The following is a 16,796-nucleotide window of genomic DNA, read 5'->3' as shown; positions in this document are numbered from 1 at the left end:
CCGGCGACCCGTAGGCTGGACTCCCGTGAGTCTCACCATCGGGATCGTCGGGCTGCCCAACGTCGGCAAGTCGACGCTGTTCAACGCGCTGACCAAGAACGACGTCCTGGCGGCCAACTACCCCTTCGCCACGATCGAGCCGAACGTCGGCGTCGTCGGGGTGCCCGACGAGCGGCTGGGGAAGCTGGCCGAGCTGTTCTCGTCGCAGAAGGTGGTGCCCGCGACGGTGTCGTTCGTCGACATCGCCGGCATCGTCCGCGGCGCCAGCGAGGGGCAGGGGCTGGGCAACAAGTTCCTCGCCAACATCCGCGAGAGCGACGCGATCTGCCAGGTGATCCGGGTGTTCAGCGACCCGGACGTGGTGCACGTCGAGGGCAAGGTGGACCCGGCCGACGACATCGAGACGATCAACACCGAGCTCGTCCTGGCCGACCTGCAGACGCTGGAGAAGGCCATCCCGCGGCTGGAGAAGGAGTCGCGGAAGGACAAGGAGCGGGCGGCACTGCTGGCCGCGGCGCAGTCCGCCGTCGAGGTCCTCAACACCGGCAAGACGCTGTTCGCCGCCGGAGTCGACCCCGCGCCGCTGCGCGAGCTGACGCTGCTGACGACCAAGCCGTTCCTCTACGTCTTCAACGTCGACGCCGACGAGCTGGCCAACGAGGAGCTGATCACCGAGCTCCGCGAGCTGGTGGCGCCGGCCGAGGCGATCCTGCTCGACGCCAAGACCGAGGCCGAGCTCGCCGAGCTGCCCGCCGAGGAGGCCGCCGAGCTGCTCGCCTCGATCGGGCAGAACGAGCCGGGCCTCGACCAGCTGGCCAAGGTCGGCTTCCGCACCCTCGGGCTGCAGACCTACCTCACCGCCGGCCCCAAGGAGGCACGCGCCTGGACCATCCCGGTCGGCGCCACCGCCCCCCAGGCCGCCGGCGTCATCCACACCGACTTCCAGCGCGGCTTCATCAAGGCCGAGGTCGTCTCCTACGACCAGCTCATGGAGGCCGGCTCGATGACCGAGGCGAAGTCCCGCGGCTGGGTGCGCATCGAGGGCAAGGACTACGTCATGGCCGACGGCGACGTCGTGGAGTTCCGCTTCAACGTCTGACTGAGCGCATCCGCGCTGGTGGACCGAGGCCCCGCGGTCGCCGACTCGCCCCGTCGGGAGGCGAGCTGATCGTCGGGTCAGACGGGCTCGATCGGTGCTCCGAGGCGGATCTCGCCGTCGGTCAGGACGTCCACGCGCAGGCCGCCCTTGTGGATGAGTGGTCGGAGCAGGCCGGGCCCGCTGAGCCGGTCCAGGTGAACGCAGGGTTCGCACAGCCGTCGGCCTGCGCAGAGCACGTCGCCGATGCGGAAGGTGTGGCCGACGAGGGCGTTGACGTCGATACCGCGGGTGAGGACGTTGCGGCGGGTGGCGGCGAAGTCGACGGGATGCCCGGCGGCGGCGAGCTCGTCGAGGATCTCGGCGGCCATGAGGGTCAGGTCGTAGCCCGGGCGGTGGTCGGCGCGGGGACTGAAGGTGCCGGCGCCGACGGCGTACCGGTCACCGTCCAGGCCGCGGCCGGCGCGAGCCGAGGCGACCTCCAGCAGTTGCATCTCGGCCTCGGCCGCGGGCGCGACCGCCAGGCCTTCGACGGTGCCGTGCAGGTTCGGGGTCGCCGTCGCTGCGCGCAGCACGGGGTCGAGGGAGGCGACGGCGTAGGCGGCGGTGATGGGCAGGTCGGCGGTGGCCCGGCCGAGGAGCGCCGGGTCCTGGGGGCTGAGCACGATGCCCGGCGGCGTGCCGAAAGCCAGCGTGGCGACTTCGGGCAGGTCGGTGCGCGAGGTCCGGACGACGGCGATCCACCAGCCTGCCCACTGGAACCGGGTGGGGTCGGCGATGGGCACCACGCCCGATCCGCGTTCGGCCAGCCAGGTGCGCCAGGCGCCGAGGGCCTGGTGCAGGTCGCCGGCGGGCAGCGGCAACTCGGCAACCGGCACCTCGGTGACCGAGGCCAGGCAGGCGGCGAACCCGCGGGCCAGCGGGCTGACCGACGGGCTCGTGGGGACTTCGGTGTCGATCACGGTGACTCCAGGCGTCGGAACGGGGGACGGGCTGCGGCGGAGGCGGTCGTGGCGTCGGCCCGTCAGGAGACGACGACACGGGTGGACCGGGTGCGGCCGCCGTACACAGTGACGCAGGAGTCGGTCCTGGCGCCGGGGCGGCTGACGTGGTCGCCGGGAGCCGTGGGATCGGCCTCCGCAGCAGGCCTCCGTCGTGCGGCTGTCGAGGGTGCCCGCGACGGCACCGGACCTGGTTGTGCGCCGCGGGCATCGCGGGTCAGGGTGGGCGCGCCGTCCGCTCCCGCCGGACTGCGTGCCCACGACCCAGAGGAGTGCGCCGGTGAACAAGTCCGACCTCATCGCCAGGATGACCGAGCGGCTCAGTGGAGACCGGACGGCGGCCGTCGCCGCCGTGAACGGGGTGCTGGAGGAGATCGAGGGCAGCGTCGCCCGCGGTGAGCGGGTGTCGCTGACCGGGTTCGGCACCTTCGACCGCCGTGAGCGGGCCGCGTTCACCGGCCGCAACCCGCGGACCGGCGAGACGATCCAGGTGGGCCCGTCGGTGGTCCCCGTCTTCCGCGCCGGCGCCGGGTTCAGGACCGTGGTCACCCAGGCCGGCGATCTCGCCATCCCACCGGCACCGGCTGCCGTCGAGGGCGGCATTGGGAACGGCAACGGCGCGAAGTCGCGTGCGGCGTCGTCCGCGTCCGCCGTGAGGACGGCGGTGGTCGACGAGGAGGCACCGGCAGGCAAGAAGAAGTCGGGCAAGAAGCGGGACGAGGCCGGGGTCAAGGGCGGCAAGGGCGCGCACAAGGGGAGCAAGAAGGCAGCTAAGAAGGCCAAGAGCTCGCGCTGACCGCCGGGCCGGAGGTCGCGTCCGGACCCCGGGCCGTCGTCACCGCTGCAGGTCGGCGACGTCGCTCAGGCGGCCGAGCTTGTGCGGGTTGCGCATCGCGTACATGCGGGTGATCCGGCCGTCCTCGACGACGAAGGTGATCGCCGTGTCGAACGGGCCGCCCGCGTCGACGTGCGCGGCCACCGTGCCGTTGACCAGCGGGGTCGTGATGCCCACGCCGGGCGCCAGGTCCGCGAAGCGGGCCAGCGCCCGGGCCACTCGCAGCTGGCCGGTCACCGGACGGAGCGCGGCCGGCGCCAGGCCGCCGCTGTCGGCGACCACGATGACGTCGGGCGCGAGCACGTCCATCAGGCCCTGCACGTCGCCGGCGGTGACCGCGGCGAGGAACCGGTCGACGACGCGCTTCTGCTCGGCGCGGCTCACCTCCATCCGCGGACGGCGCGCGGCCACGTGCTCGCGAGCCCGGTGCGCGATCTGCCGCACCGCCGCGCTCGACTTGCCCACCGCCTCGGCGATCTCGTCGAAGGGGACGTCGAACACCTCGTGCAGCACCAGGACCGCCCGCTCGGTCGGCCCCAGCGTCTCCAGCACCGTGAGCATCGCGATCGACACGCTCTCCGCCAGTTCGACGTCGTCGGCCACGTCGGGGCTGGTCAGCAGCGGCTCGGGCAGCCACTCGCCGACGTAGTCCTCCCGCCGCCGGGCCACGGTGCGCAGCCGGTTGAGCGCCTGGCGGGTGACGATCCGCACCAGGTAGGCCCGCGGGTCGCGCACCGCCGCCCGGTCCGCGTCCGCCCACCGCAGCCAGGTCTCCTGCACCACGTCGTCGGCGTCGGCGGCCGAGCCGAGCATCTCGTAGGCGACGGTGAACAGCAGGCCGCGGTGGGCCGTGAAGGGGTCGTCGAACGGGTCGTCGCTCATGCGGAGGCGACGCCGCCCGACGACGCGGCCGCCAGTGGCGGCAGGCCGCAGGACGCCGAGAACTCCTCCGACCGGATGCCGAGCGCGACGTTGCCCCGCGCGGTCATGTTCATCGTGCCGATCCTGGCGGTCAGCTCCACCAGAGCGGGAGCCCCCAGCTCCTCGAGCAGCGCGGCCGACATCTCGTCGGTGACGGCCGGCGGGGTCTGGCTCATCGCCTCGGCGTACTCCATCACCCGACGCTCCAGCGGGGTGAAGACCGTGGACTCACGCCACCGCGGGACCTCCCGCACCTTGGCCTCGTCGAGCCCGCGGTTGCGCGTCATGAAGTGGTGCAGGTCGAGGCAGAAGCTGCACCCGATCGTGGCGGCCGAGGCCATGGCCGCGAACGTCGCGAGGGCGGGGTCCAGCCGGTTCCACGAGTCGACCCTGCGGCCGAAGGCCATCGAGGCCTTCATCACGGCCGGGTACTGCCACATCACGCCGGCGCCCTCCGGCACCTTGCCGAAGATCCTGCGGCTGATCGTCTTGACGAGGGTCCCGTAGACGCCGGTGAGCTCGGTCGCGGGGACCCGGGTGTTGCTGGCCATGTCTCCTCCAGGGTGTGGTGGCTCCGACATGGAGACACCGCCCGCGGCCCGGGTGTGACACCCCGGAGGAGACGAGCCGGACGCTGCGGCTACTCGCCGGACTTGGCGGGCGGGATGAGCGGGTCGGGCACCGCGCCGTTGGCACCGGCGGTGCCGCCGGTACCTGCCGCCGGCGTCGGCGGGGTCACGACGACGTCGAGCTCCTCGACGACGGCTGCCTCCGCGGCGAGCGCCTCGGTGTCGGGGATCCCGGTGCCGACGCCGGCCACCCCGGCGGCCGCTCCCGTGCCGCCGGTCCCGCCGCTGTGCCGACCGCTGCCGCTGCCCTGGCCGCCGCCGCTCTGACCACCGCTGCTGCCCTGGCCGCCGGACGCGGCCTCGGTCAGCTTGTCGATGCCGCTCTGCAGGGGAGCCGGGGCGGCGTCCCGCGCCTTCGAGATGGTCTGCTGGACCTCCGGCCGGCCCAGGAGGCCCTGCGCGCTCTGCACGATCTGCTGGTAGCGGTCCTTGCCGGCGCGCGCGCCGAGCACGTACCCGATGCCGAAGCCGAGTCCCAATGTCACCTTGCCCATGGCTCTCCTCCGTCTGTCGCACCGATCCACCGAGCCCGGCGAGCGCCGGACCGGGGCCCTCCGTGATCCACAGCTACCCGTCGGGTGCTGTGCCAACCCGTCCGCGCAGGTCCGAGTGGCACCCGGTCGGGCCTGTCCACCGCCCGGGTGGACCCCCTAGGGTCGGCCGCACCCGTTGCAGTCCCCTCGCAGGCGAGGCGGCGATGACCGGCACGAGGCAGCTGCACTTCCGCGTCCTGGGACCGCTGCAGGTCGAGGACGGGTCGGGCCCGGTCGCCGTCGGCGGGCACAAGCCGCGCACGCTGCTCGCCGCGCTCCTGGTCGCGCGGGGCGAGGTGGTGACCGCCGACCGGCTGCTGGCCGCGGTGTGGGGGGACGCCCCGCCCGACGGCGCCCCGACCGCGTTGCGGGCCTACGTCTCCCGGCTGCGCGGGGTCCTCGGGGACGCCGCACCGCTGCGGCACCGCCCGCCCGGCTACTTCCTGTCCCTGGCGGACGCGACGCTCGACGCCGACGAGTTCGAGCAGCGGGTGCGCACCGCCCGGGCCGCCGCGGCAGCCGGGGACCACCAGCGGGCGCTGGCCGAGCTCGACGCCGCGCTCGCCTTGTGGCGCGGCGACGCGCTGGCCGAGTTCGCCGACGAGGAGTTCGCCGCTGCCGAGGCCGACCGCCTCGCCGAGCTGCGGGCGGGCGCCACCGCCGACCGGGCCGAGGCGCTCGTCGAGCTGGGCCGCGCGGCCGAGGCGGTGCCCGAGCTCGAGGCCCTGGTGCGCCGCAGCCCCACCTGGGAGCGGCCGGCGGTCAGCCTCATGCGGGCGCGCTACGCGACCGGGCACCAGGCCGACGCGCTCGCCGCCTTCCACGAGCTGCGGACCCGGCTCGACGACGAGCTGGGCGTCGAGCCGGCGGCCCCGGCGCGCGAGCTGTACCGGCGGATCCTCGTCCAGGACCCCGCGCTCGCCGCGGCGCCGCCGCCGCCGGGCAACCTCCCGCGGCGGGCCAGCGTCTTCGTCGGCCGGGACCGCGAGGTCGAGCGGGTGCTCGCCGCCCTGCGCGCCGGCCCCCTGGTTACGCTGACCGGCGTCGGCGGCGCGGGGAAGTCCCGGCTCGCCGTCGAGGTCGCCGCGCGGGACCGGGAACGCTTCCCCGACGGCGTGTGGCTGTGCGAGCTCGCCGCCCTCCCCGACGGCAGCCCGGTCGGGGACGCCGTCTCCGCGGCGCTCGGCATCCGGCAGCGCTCAGGCCTGTCGGTCGAGGACAGCGTGCTGGAGTACCTGCGCGGGCGGGCGCTGCTGCTGCTCGTGGACAACTGCGAGCACGTCCTGGCGCACGCGGCCGGCCTGGTCGCCGAGGTCGTGCGCCGGTGCCCGCGGGTGGTGGTGCTCGCCACCAGCCGCGAGCCGCTCGCCGTCGAGGGGGAGCAGGTGTGGCCTGTGCCGCCGCTGCCACTCGAGGACGCCACCGCGCTGTTCGTCCAGCGGGCCCGCGCCGCGACGCCGGACTTCCGCCTCGACGCCGCCGACGCCGACGCCGTCGCCACCATCTGCAGCCGGCTCGACGGGCTGCCGCTGGGCATCGAGCTGGCCGCGGCGCGGATGCGCGTGATGAGCCCGGCGGAGGTCGCCGCCCGGCTGGAGGACGCCCCGCTGCTCGGCGGCGGGCGCGGGCCGGTCGCCCGCCACCAGAGTCTGGTGGCGGCGATCGAGTGGTCCTACCGGCTACTGCCCGAGGCCGAGCAGCGGCTCTTCCGCGGCATGTCGGTGTTCGCCGGCGGCGCCGACCTGCGCGCCGTGCACCGGGTCGCCGACCCCACCGCCAGCGAGGACGACGTCCTCGACCGGCTGACCCGGCTGGTCGACCGGTCGATGGTGGTCGTGCGCAGCGGAGTGCACAGCCGCTACCGGTTGCTGGAGACGCTGCGCGCCTACGGCCGGGCGCAGGCCGCGGACGCGGGGGAGTCCGCCGAACTGGCCCGGCGGCACGTCGTCTACCACGTCGACTACGCCGAGCGGGCCGGCGCGGGACTGCAGGGAGCCGACGAGCGGGCGTGGGCGGAGGAGGCCCTCGGCGTCTACGACGACCTGCGTGCCGCGTTCACCCGCGCCGCCGCCGACCGCGAGTGGGACCTCGCCGTGCGGCTGGTCGCGGCCGTGCCCGAGCTGGTGCACCTGCGGGTCGGCTACGAGGCCTACGCCTGGGCCGAGTCGCTGCTGCCCGTCGTCGACCCCGGCCACCCGCGGTACCCGGCCGCCGTCGGCGCCGCCGCCCGCGGAGCGTGGAACCGGGGCGACTTCGCCCTCGCCCGGGCCACCGCGCTGCTCGCCCCCGCCCACCCGCCACCGCCCGGGAGCGCGCGCATCGCCCACCCGGGCGACGTCCTCGCCGACGTCGCGCTCTACGAGGGCGACGTCGACGCCGCGCTGCGCCACTACACGGCCGAGGCGGAGCGGGCCCGGGCCGACGGCGACCGCGTCCGGTTGGTGTGGACGCTGTACTACGTCGCGGTCTGCGAGGCGGTGCGCCGCCGTCCGGAGCTCGGGCTGGCCGCCGCGCGGGAGAGTCTCGCGGTGGCGGAGGCGACGGCCAACCCGACGGCGCGGTCGATGGCCCGCTACGCGCTCGGGCTGGTGCTGAAGAAGGCCGACCCCGGCCGGGCGCTCGCGCTCTTCGACGAGGCCGGCGAGCTGGCCGCGTCCGTGCACAACTTCTGGTGGTACGGCATCGCGCTGATGGAGGCGGCGGCCACCCGCGCGGTGCACGGCGACCCCGCGGAGGCGGCCCGCGCGCTGGTCGCCGTCCTCGACCACTGGGAGCGGGTCGGCGACTCCACGCAGCAGTGGCTCAACCTGCGCTACGTCGCCCGGCTGCTGCAGCGGGTCGGCGCCGCGGACGACGCCGCGGCCCTGCACGCCTGTCTGGTGGCGGCCGGCAAGCCCTCGCCGCTCGGTCCTCCTGACGGGAACGGGTCCCGCGGTGACCCCCGCGCGGCCGAGGCGGGTGCGGTCGCGCACGCCCGCGCCGCGCTGGGCCGGGTCGCGTCCTCGGTCGTGCGTGCATGAGGGGTGCAGCCGCGCTGCAGCCGGTCTGCAACACGGCGGGGCCACCGTCGTCGCATCGCGGGGACGACCCGCACGACGACAGGAGCACTCAGATGACCGACACCGTGGACGCGATCACCGCCGACCGCGCCCTCAAGGCCAAGCACCGGGCGATGTGGGGGCTGGGCGACTACCCGTACGTGGCCCGTGACCTCATCCCCGAGCTGGGCCGGGTCCTGGTCGCCGCCGCCGGGGTGCGCAGCGGCGAGCGGGTCCTCGACGTCGCGGCCGGGACCGGCAACGCCGCCGTCCCCGCCGCGCTGACCGGCGCCGAGGTGGTGGCCTCCGACCTCACCCCGGAGCTGTTCCCGGCCGGCCGCGAGTTCGCCGCCCGCGAGGGCGTGCAGCTCGCGTGGGAGGAGGGGGACGCCGAGGCGCTGCCGTACCCGGACGCGAGCTTCGACGTCGTCCTGTCCTGCGTCGGCGTGATGTTCGCGCCGCACCACCAGCAGGCGGCCGACGAGCTGGCGCGGGTGTGCCGCCCCGGCGGGCGGATCGGGCTGGTCAACTGGACGCCGGAGGGCTTCGTCGGCGAGATGTTCCGGACGATGAAGCCCTACGCGCCCCCGCCGCCGCCCGGTGCCCAGCCGCCGCCGCTGTGGGGCGACGAGCAGCACGTCCGCGAGCTGTTCGGTGACCGCGTGACCGACGTCGTCGCCCGCCGGCAGACGGTGACCACCGGCGGCTGGACGTCGCCGGACGCCTGGCGCGACCACTGGAAGACCGTCTACGGGCCGACGATCGCGACCTACCGCAACATCGCCGGCGACCCCGAGCGCGTGGCGGCCCTCGACCGCGACCTGGCCGCGCTCGCCGCGCGCTACGACCACGGCAACGGGACGACGGTGCTCGACTGGGAGTACCTGGTGCTCACCGCGCGCCGCACCTGAGCAGGGCGCACCGGAGCCCGGCCGCCCCGGCGGCCGGGCTCAGCCCGACAGGGCTGTGACGACGGCGGACACCCGGCGGGCGCGGGTCTCCGGCTTCTTCGCGTCGGTCACCGAGCGGACGTGCTCCTTGCGGTGGCTGGGCGCCAGTGCGTCGAAGGCCTCGCGCACGCCGGCCGCGGCCAGCGCCTCGGCGAGGTCCGGCGGCACCTCCACGGTGCGCTCGCCGCCGTCGAAGGCGACGACGACCTCGACCGTGTCGCCGGTCTCGACGCCGAGGGCGGTCCGGCGCTCCCGACTCAGCCCGACCAGGTTCTCCGAGCCCATCCGGGCGACCCGCCCCTCGACGGTCACCGACCCGATGGTGACGCGCACGGGGAAGGCCTTCTTCCCGCCGCCGAGCCCGGCCACCTGCTCGTCGGTGAGGACGATCGCCGCGGCGGGGCCGCGGGGCTCGAGGGTCGTGGTCAGCTGCAGCTCGGAGGACACGCGCACACGATGGTCTCCCCGCCGCGGCGGGGGAAGTCCCCGGACGGGCGTGTCCGCCCAGTCGTCAGAGGGACGCGATCCAGTCGTCGTGTGTCCGCGCCCAGAGCTGACTTCGTTGCCCAGGGTGCACCAGCGGGAGGACGTCGAGCGTTCGTCCTCCGAGGTCGACACGGTGGCGACTGCCGTAGCCGGTGCGGGTCAGCCGGCGGGGAAGTCCACCGGTGAGTAGCGCGGCCGCGACGGCCAGTGCCTCGTCTCCCAGAGTGACGAGCAGCGGGGAGCGGCTCTCGATGAGCTCGTCGACGAGTCGCTGGGACTCAGTCCGGAGCGCCTGTTCGACGAGCCGCGCTGGTGATGGTCGGTCGGGCAGTAAGTGCTCAGGCAGCCCATGCTCCCGCGCGAACACGTCATACCGCTCGGCCATCGCGGCGCCCTGTGTCCCAGGGCCGCGGTGAACGTGGAAGAACGGGAGAACGTCGGTGAGCCAGACGCTGTTGAAATCCAGACCCAGTGGCGCCAGGACGCGCTCGTCGACGACCCGTCCCGAGGAGCCGTTCATCCGTCCCACCGGCGAGGCGCGCCCCCACTCCTCCCGCCAATCGACTGCCTCGCACCAGCGGTCGACACGCTCGCCCTCGTCACGGCCGTCCCAGAACGGCCACGGCTCCTGGTCGACCGCCACAGCGGCGATGCGGAAGCGCGGGTGCGTCCATCGGACATGTAGCGCCGACGGGTAGACACCGAGCACGAAGGCCCTTGCGCCAGGGAACCTCCGTGGTTCACACCTCCCTGACAGTCGACCGAACGGGAAGCGGCCCTTGAGTTGACGGACGTCAGGGTCCTGCGACATGTCCGCTCACTGGTCGTCCTCGTCGCTGAAGTCGTCATCGATGGGTGGGGCGTCGCGGCGCTCCCGTACCTCCTCCAGCTTGGCCCGCATCCGGTCCAGGTCTTGGACCATCACCTGCACGACCTCTTCCTCCGGGAGATCGGTGGCCATCGGCACGGGGATCGCGACGCCGTCACCGGTGGCTCGGCACAGGTCCCCGAACGCCTCACGAGCGAGGGAGGAGCCCGCCCGGAACCTCAACCAGATGGGACTCTCCCCGTACTTGTCCCATTGATATGGGGAGACGGCGAGAACGGCCGGTACCCCGCCGAGCGTGAGTACCTTGCCGTAGGACAAGGTGCCGTACTTGCTGGTGTGACGGCCTCCTGAATGGGTGGCGATTCTCTGCCGCAATGCTCGGCCACGGACGTTGTCGATTAAGTTCACGAGCTGGTAGATGCGGCGCGGAGTGTCGCGATCGCCGAGTTGGGCCTCTGACCAGGGGACGTAAGCGTGCCGGTCGATCTCATCGACGAGCGCTCGGAGTTGCCGGCAGTCCGAGACGACCTCAGGGTCGCCCGTTACCAGGAGGCCGTCCAGGAGTTGCTGCCACGAGCAGACGGCCACGACGACGCCCCGTGGGTCGTTGGCGAAGGACCACGCCCCTGCACTTCGCCACTCGGACAGGGCGTAGAAGCCGCGGACCTTGTCCTGGACCTCGATGACGCGGCGGCTCGGTACGACGAAGACGAGTGCTCCCACGTGAGCGTCTCCCGGGGCCTGCCGCCTCCAAGCCGAGTGCAGGCGATCTAGATAAGCACCCTGCTCCTGCGCGGGGGTGAAGCCGAACCAGTACTTCCCCTCGATGAGGAGGACCTCGCGTCGGTCGTCGCTGCCCACGACGTCCGGTCGACCATCCGCTTTGGCCACCTGGGTGGAGAAACGGATCTCCGGTGGCAGGTGAGGTGCTCCGACCCGGACGGCGGCGACCATGGCGCGGGCGGTCTCTGGCCGACGTAGCAGGATGCCGAGGGCCTCCGTGCCGGTTGTCTCCTTCCGCAGGGCATCGATGCGAGTGGCAAGGTCGGCCAGCAGGGCCATACGGCATCTCCAGAAGACCACGTCGACCCGCGCCCCCGACGACGCGGTTAGGGCCCATCCTGCGGCGGTGGGTGTTCAGCGGCAGCTTTAGCGGTCCACATCGCATGCCGAAGAGACCTCTGGTGTCCGGCGACGGGTCTACGCGGAATCGGAGCGATCGATGGAGGACGGCTTATGGCGCGACGCAGGTCGCTGGGCAGCCACGCACTCCTGATCAGTGGCGTACTCGCCGGGTGCTCGGGCATGGTCTCGGACGCGTCCGCGCCGGCGGGGACGTCGGCTTCTCCCGTCTCGGCAACGGGGACGCCGAGCCCGGAGCGTTCGTCCCCCACGCCAGCAGCACCGTCGGCCCCGCCCGCGGTCGTCGTCCTCGACCCGGGCCACAACGGGGGCAACGCGTCGGCCCCGGAGGTCATCAATCGTCCGGTTCCGGCGGGCGGATTCACCAAGCCGTGCAACACAACGGGCACATCGACGGACGCCGGCTACGCCGAGCACGAGTTCACCTTCGACGTCGCTCAACGCGCGGCAGCCCTGCTCCGCCAGCAGGGCATGACCGTGCTCCTGACGCGCACCGAGGACTCGGGCGTCGGGCCTTGTGTCGACGAGCGCGCCGCCTTCGCCAACCACACAGCTGCCGATGTGGTCGTGTCCATCCACGCCGACGGTGCCGCAGCAGGTGTCGAGGGCTTCCACGTCATCGAGCCGGCGCTGGCCCCCGATGGGGGCAACGCCGCCATCCTCGACGCGTCCCACAAGGTGGCCACCGAATTGGGTACGGCCTTTGCAGCCGCCACGCAACAGACTCTCGCGACCTATCCCGGCGCCTTGGAGGAGCCAGGGCTCACCCGACGTGACGACCTGGCGGGGTTGAATCTCGCGAGAGTCCCTGCGGTGTTCATCGAGTGCGCCAACATGCGCAACGCAGACGACGCGGCGGCTGTGTCAGACCCCGCATGGCGGCAGTCGGCAGCGCAGGGAATCGCTCAGGGAGTCGTCGCCTACCTGGTCGCACGATGATCCTGCGACCCGATGAGGTGATGCGTTGCTTGCCCTGACCACCGACAGCCGCTCAAGCGTCTAACGTCCTCCCGTTCACTGATTACCTCGGGGGTTGATGTGCGGCGCGCCCTGCCGGCTGTCCTCGGTGCCGCCATCAGCGTGTCGGTGCTCGTCGCCTGTTCGACGACGGTGCACGGATCGGCGTCCACCCTGGAGGTGCCCCGGGTGTCGTCCGACGGTGAAGAGTCGCCGTTCGCGGGCGGTGCCCAACCGACGTGCCTTGCAGACGACGGGTGTCCCGACGAGACGACGACGCCCGTCGGACTGATCTGTGCCCCGTTACCGGACGCCATGGCCGCCTTCGACGCCCGCGCACGCGCCGCTTTCCCATCAGGAGAGGCGTCGACCAGCGGTTCGGCCGCCTCGTTGAGCGCTCTGACTGATGCTGTGATCGATGTCGTCGACTCCTGCGGGTTCCAGGTCATGGTCGACGTCGCGAACCAGTATCCGGAGCCGCTGTACACCTGGTTGCTGGCAACGGCGGCGTCGTCGCTCGGGGAAATCGGTGCACTGCCCGGTGGCCTCCGCTGTGCGGACCTGGCAGGTCTGGGACTGACACCCAAGAACGCGGTCGACTACTGGTTCTTCTGGGGCAGTCCCGGACTCATGGACGCGGACGTTGACGGGATCCCGTGCGAGACGGTCTGGGCGGACGTCGCCCAGTACATGCCGTCGTACTACTGACGCTGCCCAACGTCGGCCGGACGACGCTCGGGCCTCAGGGCAGCGGCACCAGGCCGGACTCGTAGGCGGCGATCACGGCCTGGGTGCGGTCGCGGGCGCCGAGCTTGCGCAGCAGCGCGCTGACGTGCGTCTTCACCGTCTGCAGGCCCAGGTACAGCTCGCCGGCGATCTCGCCGTTGGACAGCCCGCGCGCCACGAGCAGCAGGATCTCCCGCTCGCGCGGGGTGAGCTCCGGCGCGGCACGGCCCGGCGGCGCCGGCGCGTGCCGCGCGGCCAGCGACCGGATCGCCGCCGGGAACAGCAGGCTCTCGCCGCGGGCGACGACGCGGACGGCATCGATGATCTCGGCCGGCCGGGCCCGCTTCGGCAGGAACCCGTCGGCGCCGGCGGCCAGCGCGGCGTAGACGTTCTCGTCCTCGCCGAAGGTCGTGACGACGAGGACGCGCGGCGGCTCCGGCAGCCGGCGCCGCAGGTCGCGGGTGGCCTGGATGCCGTCGACGAGCGGCATGCGGATGTCCATGACGACGATGTCGGGGCGCAGCCGGGCGGCCAGCGGCACGACGACGGCGCCGTCGGCCGCCTCGCCGACCACCTCGATGTCGTCCCGGGCGTCGAGGACGGCGCGCAGCCCGCTGCGTACCAGCTCCTCGTCGTCGACCAGCAGCACGCGGATCGTCACGCGGGCCCGCCCAGCGGAAGCCGGACCTCGACCCGCCAGTCGTCGCCGTCCGGGCCCGTCAGCGCGGTCCCGCCGAGCACGGCGGCGCGCTCGTGCAGCCCGCGGATCCCGCTGCCGCCGCCGCGGGCGGCGACCACGGGTGCGGGGACGGGGTTGCGCACGGCCAGCCGCAGCGCGCCGCCGTCCACCCCGACGTCGAGCCGCACCGGCACCGGCCCGGCGTGCCGCAGCGCGTTGGTCAGCGCCTCCTGCACGATCCGGTACGCCTCGCGGGAGAGCACTTCCGGCAGCCCGGCCACCGCGGGGTCGACCCGGGCGTCGACCCGCGCGCCGGCCGCCTCCGCCGCGTGCACCAGCCCGCCGACGTCGGCCAGCGTCGGTGCGGCGGGCGCCGGCGAGGTCTCCCGCAGCAGGGCCAGCACCCGGTCGAGGTCGGCGGCGGCGGAGCGGGCGCTGTCCTCGATGGCGGCCAGCGCGCGGTCGACGAAGGCGGGGTCGCGGCCGGCGACGTCGCGGGCGGCGCCGGCCTGCAGCAGCGTGACGGTGAGCGCGTGGCCGATCGAGTCGTGCAGCTCGGCGGCCAGCCGGGTGCGCTCCAGCAGCCGCTCGGTGCGCGCCCGCTGCGCGGCCAGCCGCTCGGCCGGCGAGGGCGACAGCAGGCGCCGGGCGACCGCGGCGGTCAGCGCGCCGAGCCCGGCGACGGCGAGTGCCCAGGCCGGCAGGACGACGACGGCCAGCGGCACCCCCGCGACGGCGGACACCCGGGAGCCGGTGAGGAGCGCGGCCCCCGCCCACACCGCCAGCGCGGTCAGCTCCGCCGCGAGCACGCCCAGCTCCACGCGGGCGACCAGCCACAGCAGCAGCCGTCCGCGCTCGGACCAGGTGCGCGCCGGCTCGACGGTCACCTCGTCGTCGCCGGGCAGCAGCAGCGCGCGGGCCTGCACCCCCTCGCTGCGCCGGACCGCCGGGACGCACGCCAGCAGCGCCAGCAGCGGCAGCGGGGCGAGGTAGAGGCCGGCGAGGGTCCGCGGCGCGGAGTCCTCCAGGCCGGGCCAGACCAGCGCGCAGGCGACGGCGACCCAGGCGCCCAGCACCAGGTGCACGGCGCGCGTCCAGGTGGACCTGGCCGTCAGCGAGGAGAGGGCGCCGCGCACCCGCCGATCATGGCCCGCCACAGCAGGCCGTGACGTCCCGCTCGGGAGGGAGGCGGACGGACCCCGCGGGGGAGGCGGGCGGCCGGCTCCGTGCGCGACCGTTCCGCCGTGATCGAGGTACGCGGGCTCACCAAGCGCTACGGCACGGTCGTCGCGGTGGACGACCTCACCTTCGACGTCCCCGAGGGCACCGTCACCGCCTTCCTCGGGCGCAACGGGGCGGGCAAGTCCACCACCCTGCGGATGCTGCTCGGGCTCGACCGGCCGACGGCGGGCACCGCCCGGATCGGCGGGCGCGCCTACGCCGACCTCGAGCGGCCGCTGCGCGCGGTCGGTGCCCTCCTCGACAGCAGCGCGGCCCACCCCGGGCGCACGGCCCGCGACCACCTGCGCTGGCTGGCCGCCAGCAACGCGCTGCCCGCGCACCGGGTCCGCGCGGTGCTCGACCTGGTCGGCCTGCGGGAGGCGGCCGGCCGCCGGGTCCGCGGGTTCTCCCTCGGCATGCGGCAGCGGCTGGGCATCGCCGCCGCGCTGCTCGGCGACCCGCCGGTGCTGCTGCTCGACGAGCCGGTCAACGGCCTCGACGCCGAGGGCATCCGCTGGCTGCGCGCGTTCCTGCGCGGCCTGGCCGCCGAGGGGCGCACCGTGCTGGTCTCCAGCCACCTCATGGCCGAGGTGGCGCGGACCGCCGACCACCTGCTCGTCGTCGGCTCCGGCCGGCTGCTGGCCGACACGCCCCTGCCGGCCTTCCTCGCCGAGCACACCGTGGGCCGGGTGCGCGTCGGCACCGCGCAGCCCGAGCGCCTGCGCGGCCTGCTGCTCGCTGCCGGTGCCACCGTCACCCGCGACGACGACGACGGCGCGCTGCGGGTGGCCGGGGTCGACGCCGCGCGCGTCGGCGCGGTCGCCGCCCGGCACGGCGTCCCGCTGACCGAGCTCGGCGCCGACGTGCGCTCGCTGGAGGACGCCTTCCTCGGGCTCACCGCGCCGGCCCCGGAGGCGGCCGCGTGACCGCCGCGCTGCGCGCCGAGTGGGTCAAGGCGACGACGCTGCGGTCGACGTGGCTCACCCTGCTGGCCTACGTCGTCGCGGTCGCCGGCATCGGCGTGGGCGTGGTCGCCTCGGTCGGGGCCGCCGAGGCCGCCGAGCCCGACTACGACCCGGGGACGATCGCCTTCTACGGCCTGAACTTCGGCCACGTCGCCGTCATCGTGCTCGCCGTGCTCCTGACCGCCGGCGAGTACGCCCGGCAGACCGTGCACACCTCGCTGGTCGCCGTGCCGCGGCGGGGCCGCTTCCTGGCCGCGAAGCTCGCCGTCGGCGCGGTCCTCGTGCTGGGGACGGCGGCCGTCACCGCCGTCGCCACCCTGCTGCTCACCCAGGCGGTGCTCGGCGCGCCGGGGGTCTCGCTGGCCACGCCCGGGATGCTGCGGGCCACGGTCGCGGCGGCGCTGTACCCGACGCTGCTCGCCGTCGTCTGCATGGCCGTGGGGGTGCTGCTGCGCGACCAGGCGGGGGCGCTCGGCCTGCTGGTGCCGTTCTTCTTCCTGCTCTCGCCGCTGCTGGAGCTGGTCCCCGGCCTGCAGAGGGCCGCTGTCTTCCTCCCCGACCGCGCCGGGGCGGTCGCGGTGCGCCTGCACAGCCGGCCGATCGACGTCTTCGGGCCGGTGGCCGGGCTGGGGATCCTGGCGCTCTGGGCGGCCGCCGCCGTCGCCCTCGCGTGGTGGGCGCTGCGCCGCCGGGACGCGTGAGGAGGCCCGGCAGGGGGCGGGGCCTGGGAGAGTGGTCCCGTACGGGCCGGCCGGCTCGCCCTGGGCACCGAGTGGACGGACGTGCG

Annotated in this window: 17 protein-coding genes; 8 read left to right on the top strand and 9 right to left on the bottom strand. The window is 74.4% G+C overall.

Annotation, left to right across the window (positions count from 1 at the left end):
• Positions 1 to 25: 25 nt before the first annotated feature.
• Entirely contained in the window at positions 26 to 1,099 is a 1,074-nt protein-coding gene (gene ychF, locus FN207_RS06890) for a redox-regulated ATPase YchF (protein WP_142457578.1), read from the top strand.
• Between the two features lie 77 nt (positions 1,100 to 1,176).
• On the opposite strand, the gene FN207_RS26640 is transcribed toward ychF, so the two are convergent.
• Positions 1,177 to 2,058: an MOSC domain-containing protein gene (locus FN207_RS26640; protein WP_221888078.1), complete on the bottom strand. Its 882-nt coding sequence runs from the start codon at positions 2,056 to 2,058 to the stop codon at positions 1,177 to 1,179.
• Positions 2,059 to 2,377: 319 nt separating this feature from the next.
• Between FN207_RS26640 and FN207_RS27265 the strand changes: the two genes are divergently transcribed.
• Entirely contained in the window at positions 2,378 to 2,893 is a 516-nt protein-coding gene (locus FN207_RS27265; RefSeq protein ID WP_142457577.1) for an HU family DNA-binding protein, read from the top strand.
• A 39-nt stretch (positions 2,894 to 2,932) separates the two neighbouring features.
• Here FN207_RS27265 and FN207_RS06875 read toward each other — a convergent pair whose 3' ends face one another.
• The 3 genes from FN207_RS06875 to FN207_RS06865 all read right to left on the bottom strand — a co-directional run bounded on the left by FN207_RS06875 (position 2,933) and on the right by FN207_RS06865 (position 4,976).
• The gene (locus FN207_RS06875) at positions 2,933 to 3,814 is read right to left on the bottom strand and encodes an RNA polymerase sigma-70 factor (RefSeq protein ID WP_142457576.1); all 882 of its coding nucleotides are present in this window, start codon (positions 3,812 to 3,814) and stop codon (positions 2,933 to 2,935) included.
• Positions 3,811 to 4,404, bottom strand: coding sequence for a carboxymuconolactone decarboxylase family protein (locus tag FN207_RS06870; RefSeq protein WP_142457575.1), 594 nt, complete (start codon positions 4,402 to 4,404; stop codon positions 3,811 to 3,813). The genes FN207_RS06875 and FN207_RS06870 overlap by 4 nt, the downstream gene beginning before the upstream one ends.
• Positions 4,405 to 4,493: 89 nt before the next feature.
• Complete coding sequence (locus FN207_RS06865) at positions 4,494 to 4,976, bottom strand: hypothetical protein (RefSeq protein ID WP_142457574.1); 483 nt, start codon at positions 4,974 to 4,976, stop codon at positions 4,494 to 4,496.
• A gap of 203 nt (positions 4,977 to 5,179) precedes the next feature.
• Between FN207_RS06865 and FN207_RS06860 the strand changes: the two genes are divergently transcribed.
• Together FN207_RS06860 and FN207_RS06855 are read left to right on the top strand one after the other, a co-directional pair.
• Complete coding sequence (locus FN207_RS06860; RefSeq protein ID WP_246065835.1) at positions 5,180 to 8,035, top strand: AfsR/SARP family transcriptional regulator; 2,856 nt, start codon at positions 5,180 to 5,182, stop codon at positions 8,033 to 8,035.
• Positions 8,036 to 8,127: 92 nt separating this feature from the next.
• Positions 8,128 to 8,964, top strand: a complete 837-nt coding sequence (locus tag FN207_RS06855; RefSeq protein WP_142457573.1) for a class I SAM-dependent methyltransferase — start codon at positions 8,128 to 8,130, stop codon at positions 8,962 to 8,964.
• 39 nt (positions 8,965 to 9,003) lie between these two features.
• On the opposite strand, the gene FN207_RS06850 is transcribed toward FN207_RS06855, so the two are convergent.
• The 3 genes from FN207_RS06850 to FN207_RS06840 form a co-directional block, all read right to left on the bottom strand.
• On the bottom strand, positions 9,004 to 9,450 hold the full coding sequence (locus FN207_RS06850; protein WP_142457572.1) for a YdeI/OmpD-associated family protein: 447 nt from the start codon (positions 9,448 to 9,450) through the stop codon (positions 9,004 to 9,006).
• Positions 9,451 to 9,514: 64 nt separating this feature from the next.
• Positions 9,515 to 10,132: a hypothetical protein gene (locus tag FN207_RS06845; protein WP_142457571.1), complete on the bottom strand. Its 618-nt coding sequence runs from the start codon at positions 10,130 to 10,132 to the stop codon at positions 9,515 to 9,517.
• A gap of 174 nt (positions 10,133 to 10,306) precedes the next feature.
• Positions 10,307 to 11,380, bottom strand: a complete 1,074-nt coding sequence (locus tag FN207_RS06840) for a hypothetical protein (RefSeq protein WP_142457570.1) — start codon at positions 11,378 to 11,380, stop codon at positions 10,307 to 10,309.
• A gap of 243 nt (positions 11,381 to 11,623) precedes the next feature.
• On the opposite strand from FN207_RS06840, the gene FN207_RS06835 reads away from it, so the two are divergent.
• Positions 11,624 to 12,400, top strand: coding sequence for an N-acetylmuramoyl-L-alanine amidase (locus FN207_RS06835; protein ID WP_246065833.1), 777 nt, complete (start codon positions 11,624 to 11,626; stop codon positions 12,398 to 12,400).
• A 141-nt stretch (positions 12,401 to 12,541) separates the two neighbouring features.
• Positions 12,542 to 13,126, top strand: coding sequence for a hypothetical protein (locus tag FN207_RS06830; protein WP_142457568.1), 585 nt, complete (start codon positions 12,542 to 12,544; stop codon positions 13,124 to 13,126).
• 34 nt (positions 13,127 to 13,160) lie between these two features.
• Here FN207_RS06830 and FN207_RS06825 read toward each other — a convergent pair whose 3' ends face one another.
• Both FN207_RS06825 and FN207_RS06820 read right to left on the bottom strand, forming a co-directional pair.
• Positions 13,161 to 13,805 carry a response regulator gene (locus FN207_RS06825; RefSeq protein WP_142457567.1) on the bottom strand — a complete coding sequence of 215 codons (645 nt, stop codon included), beginning with the start codon at positions 13,803 to 13,805 and terminating at the stop codon, positions 13,161 to 13,163.
• Positions 13,802 to 14,959 (bottom strand): sensor histidine kinase, encoded by a 1,158-nt coding sequence (locus FN207_RS06820; RefSeq protein ID WP_142457566.1) that lies wholly within the window; start codon positions 14,957 to 14,959, stop codon positions 13,802 to 13,804. Before FN207_RS06820 ends, FN207_RS06825 begins: the two co-directional genes overlap by 4 nt.
• A gap of 108 nt (positions 14,960 to 15,067) precedes the next feature.
• On the opposite strand from FN207_RS06820, the gene FN207_RS06815 reads away from it, so the two are divergent.
• Together FN207_RS06815 and FN207_RS06810 are read left to right on the top strand one after the other, a co-directional pair.
• Positions 15,068 to 15,970 (top strand): ABC transporter ATP-binding protein, encoded by a 903-nt coding sequence (locus tag FN207_RS06815; RefSeq protein WP_142457565.1) that lies wholly within the window; start codon positions 15,068 to 15,070, stop codon positions 15,968 to 15,970.
• Complete coding sequence (locus FN207_RS06810) at positions 15,967 to 16,710, top strand: ABC transporter permease (RefSeq protein ID WP_142457564.1); 744 nt, start codon at positions 15,967 to 15,969, stop codon at positions 16,708 to 16,710. The genes FN207_RS06815 and FN207_RS06810 overlap by 4 nt, the downstream gene beginning before the upstream one ends.
• The last annotated feature ends 86 nt before the right edge of the window (positions 16,711 to 16,796 follow it).

The sequence above is a fragment of the Geodermatophilus aquaeductus genome (assembly GCF_900182545.1).
GTDB lineage: Bacteria > Actinomycetota > Actinomycetes > Mycobacteriales > Geodermatophilaceae > Geodermatophilus > Geodermatophilus aquaeductus.
Note: the sequence above shows the minus strand (reverse complement) of the source record. Positions and strands in the feature narration are given on the sequence as shown.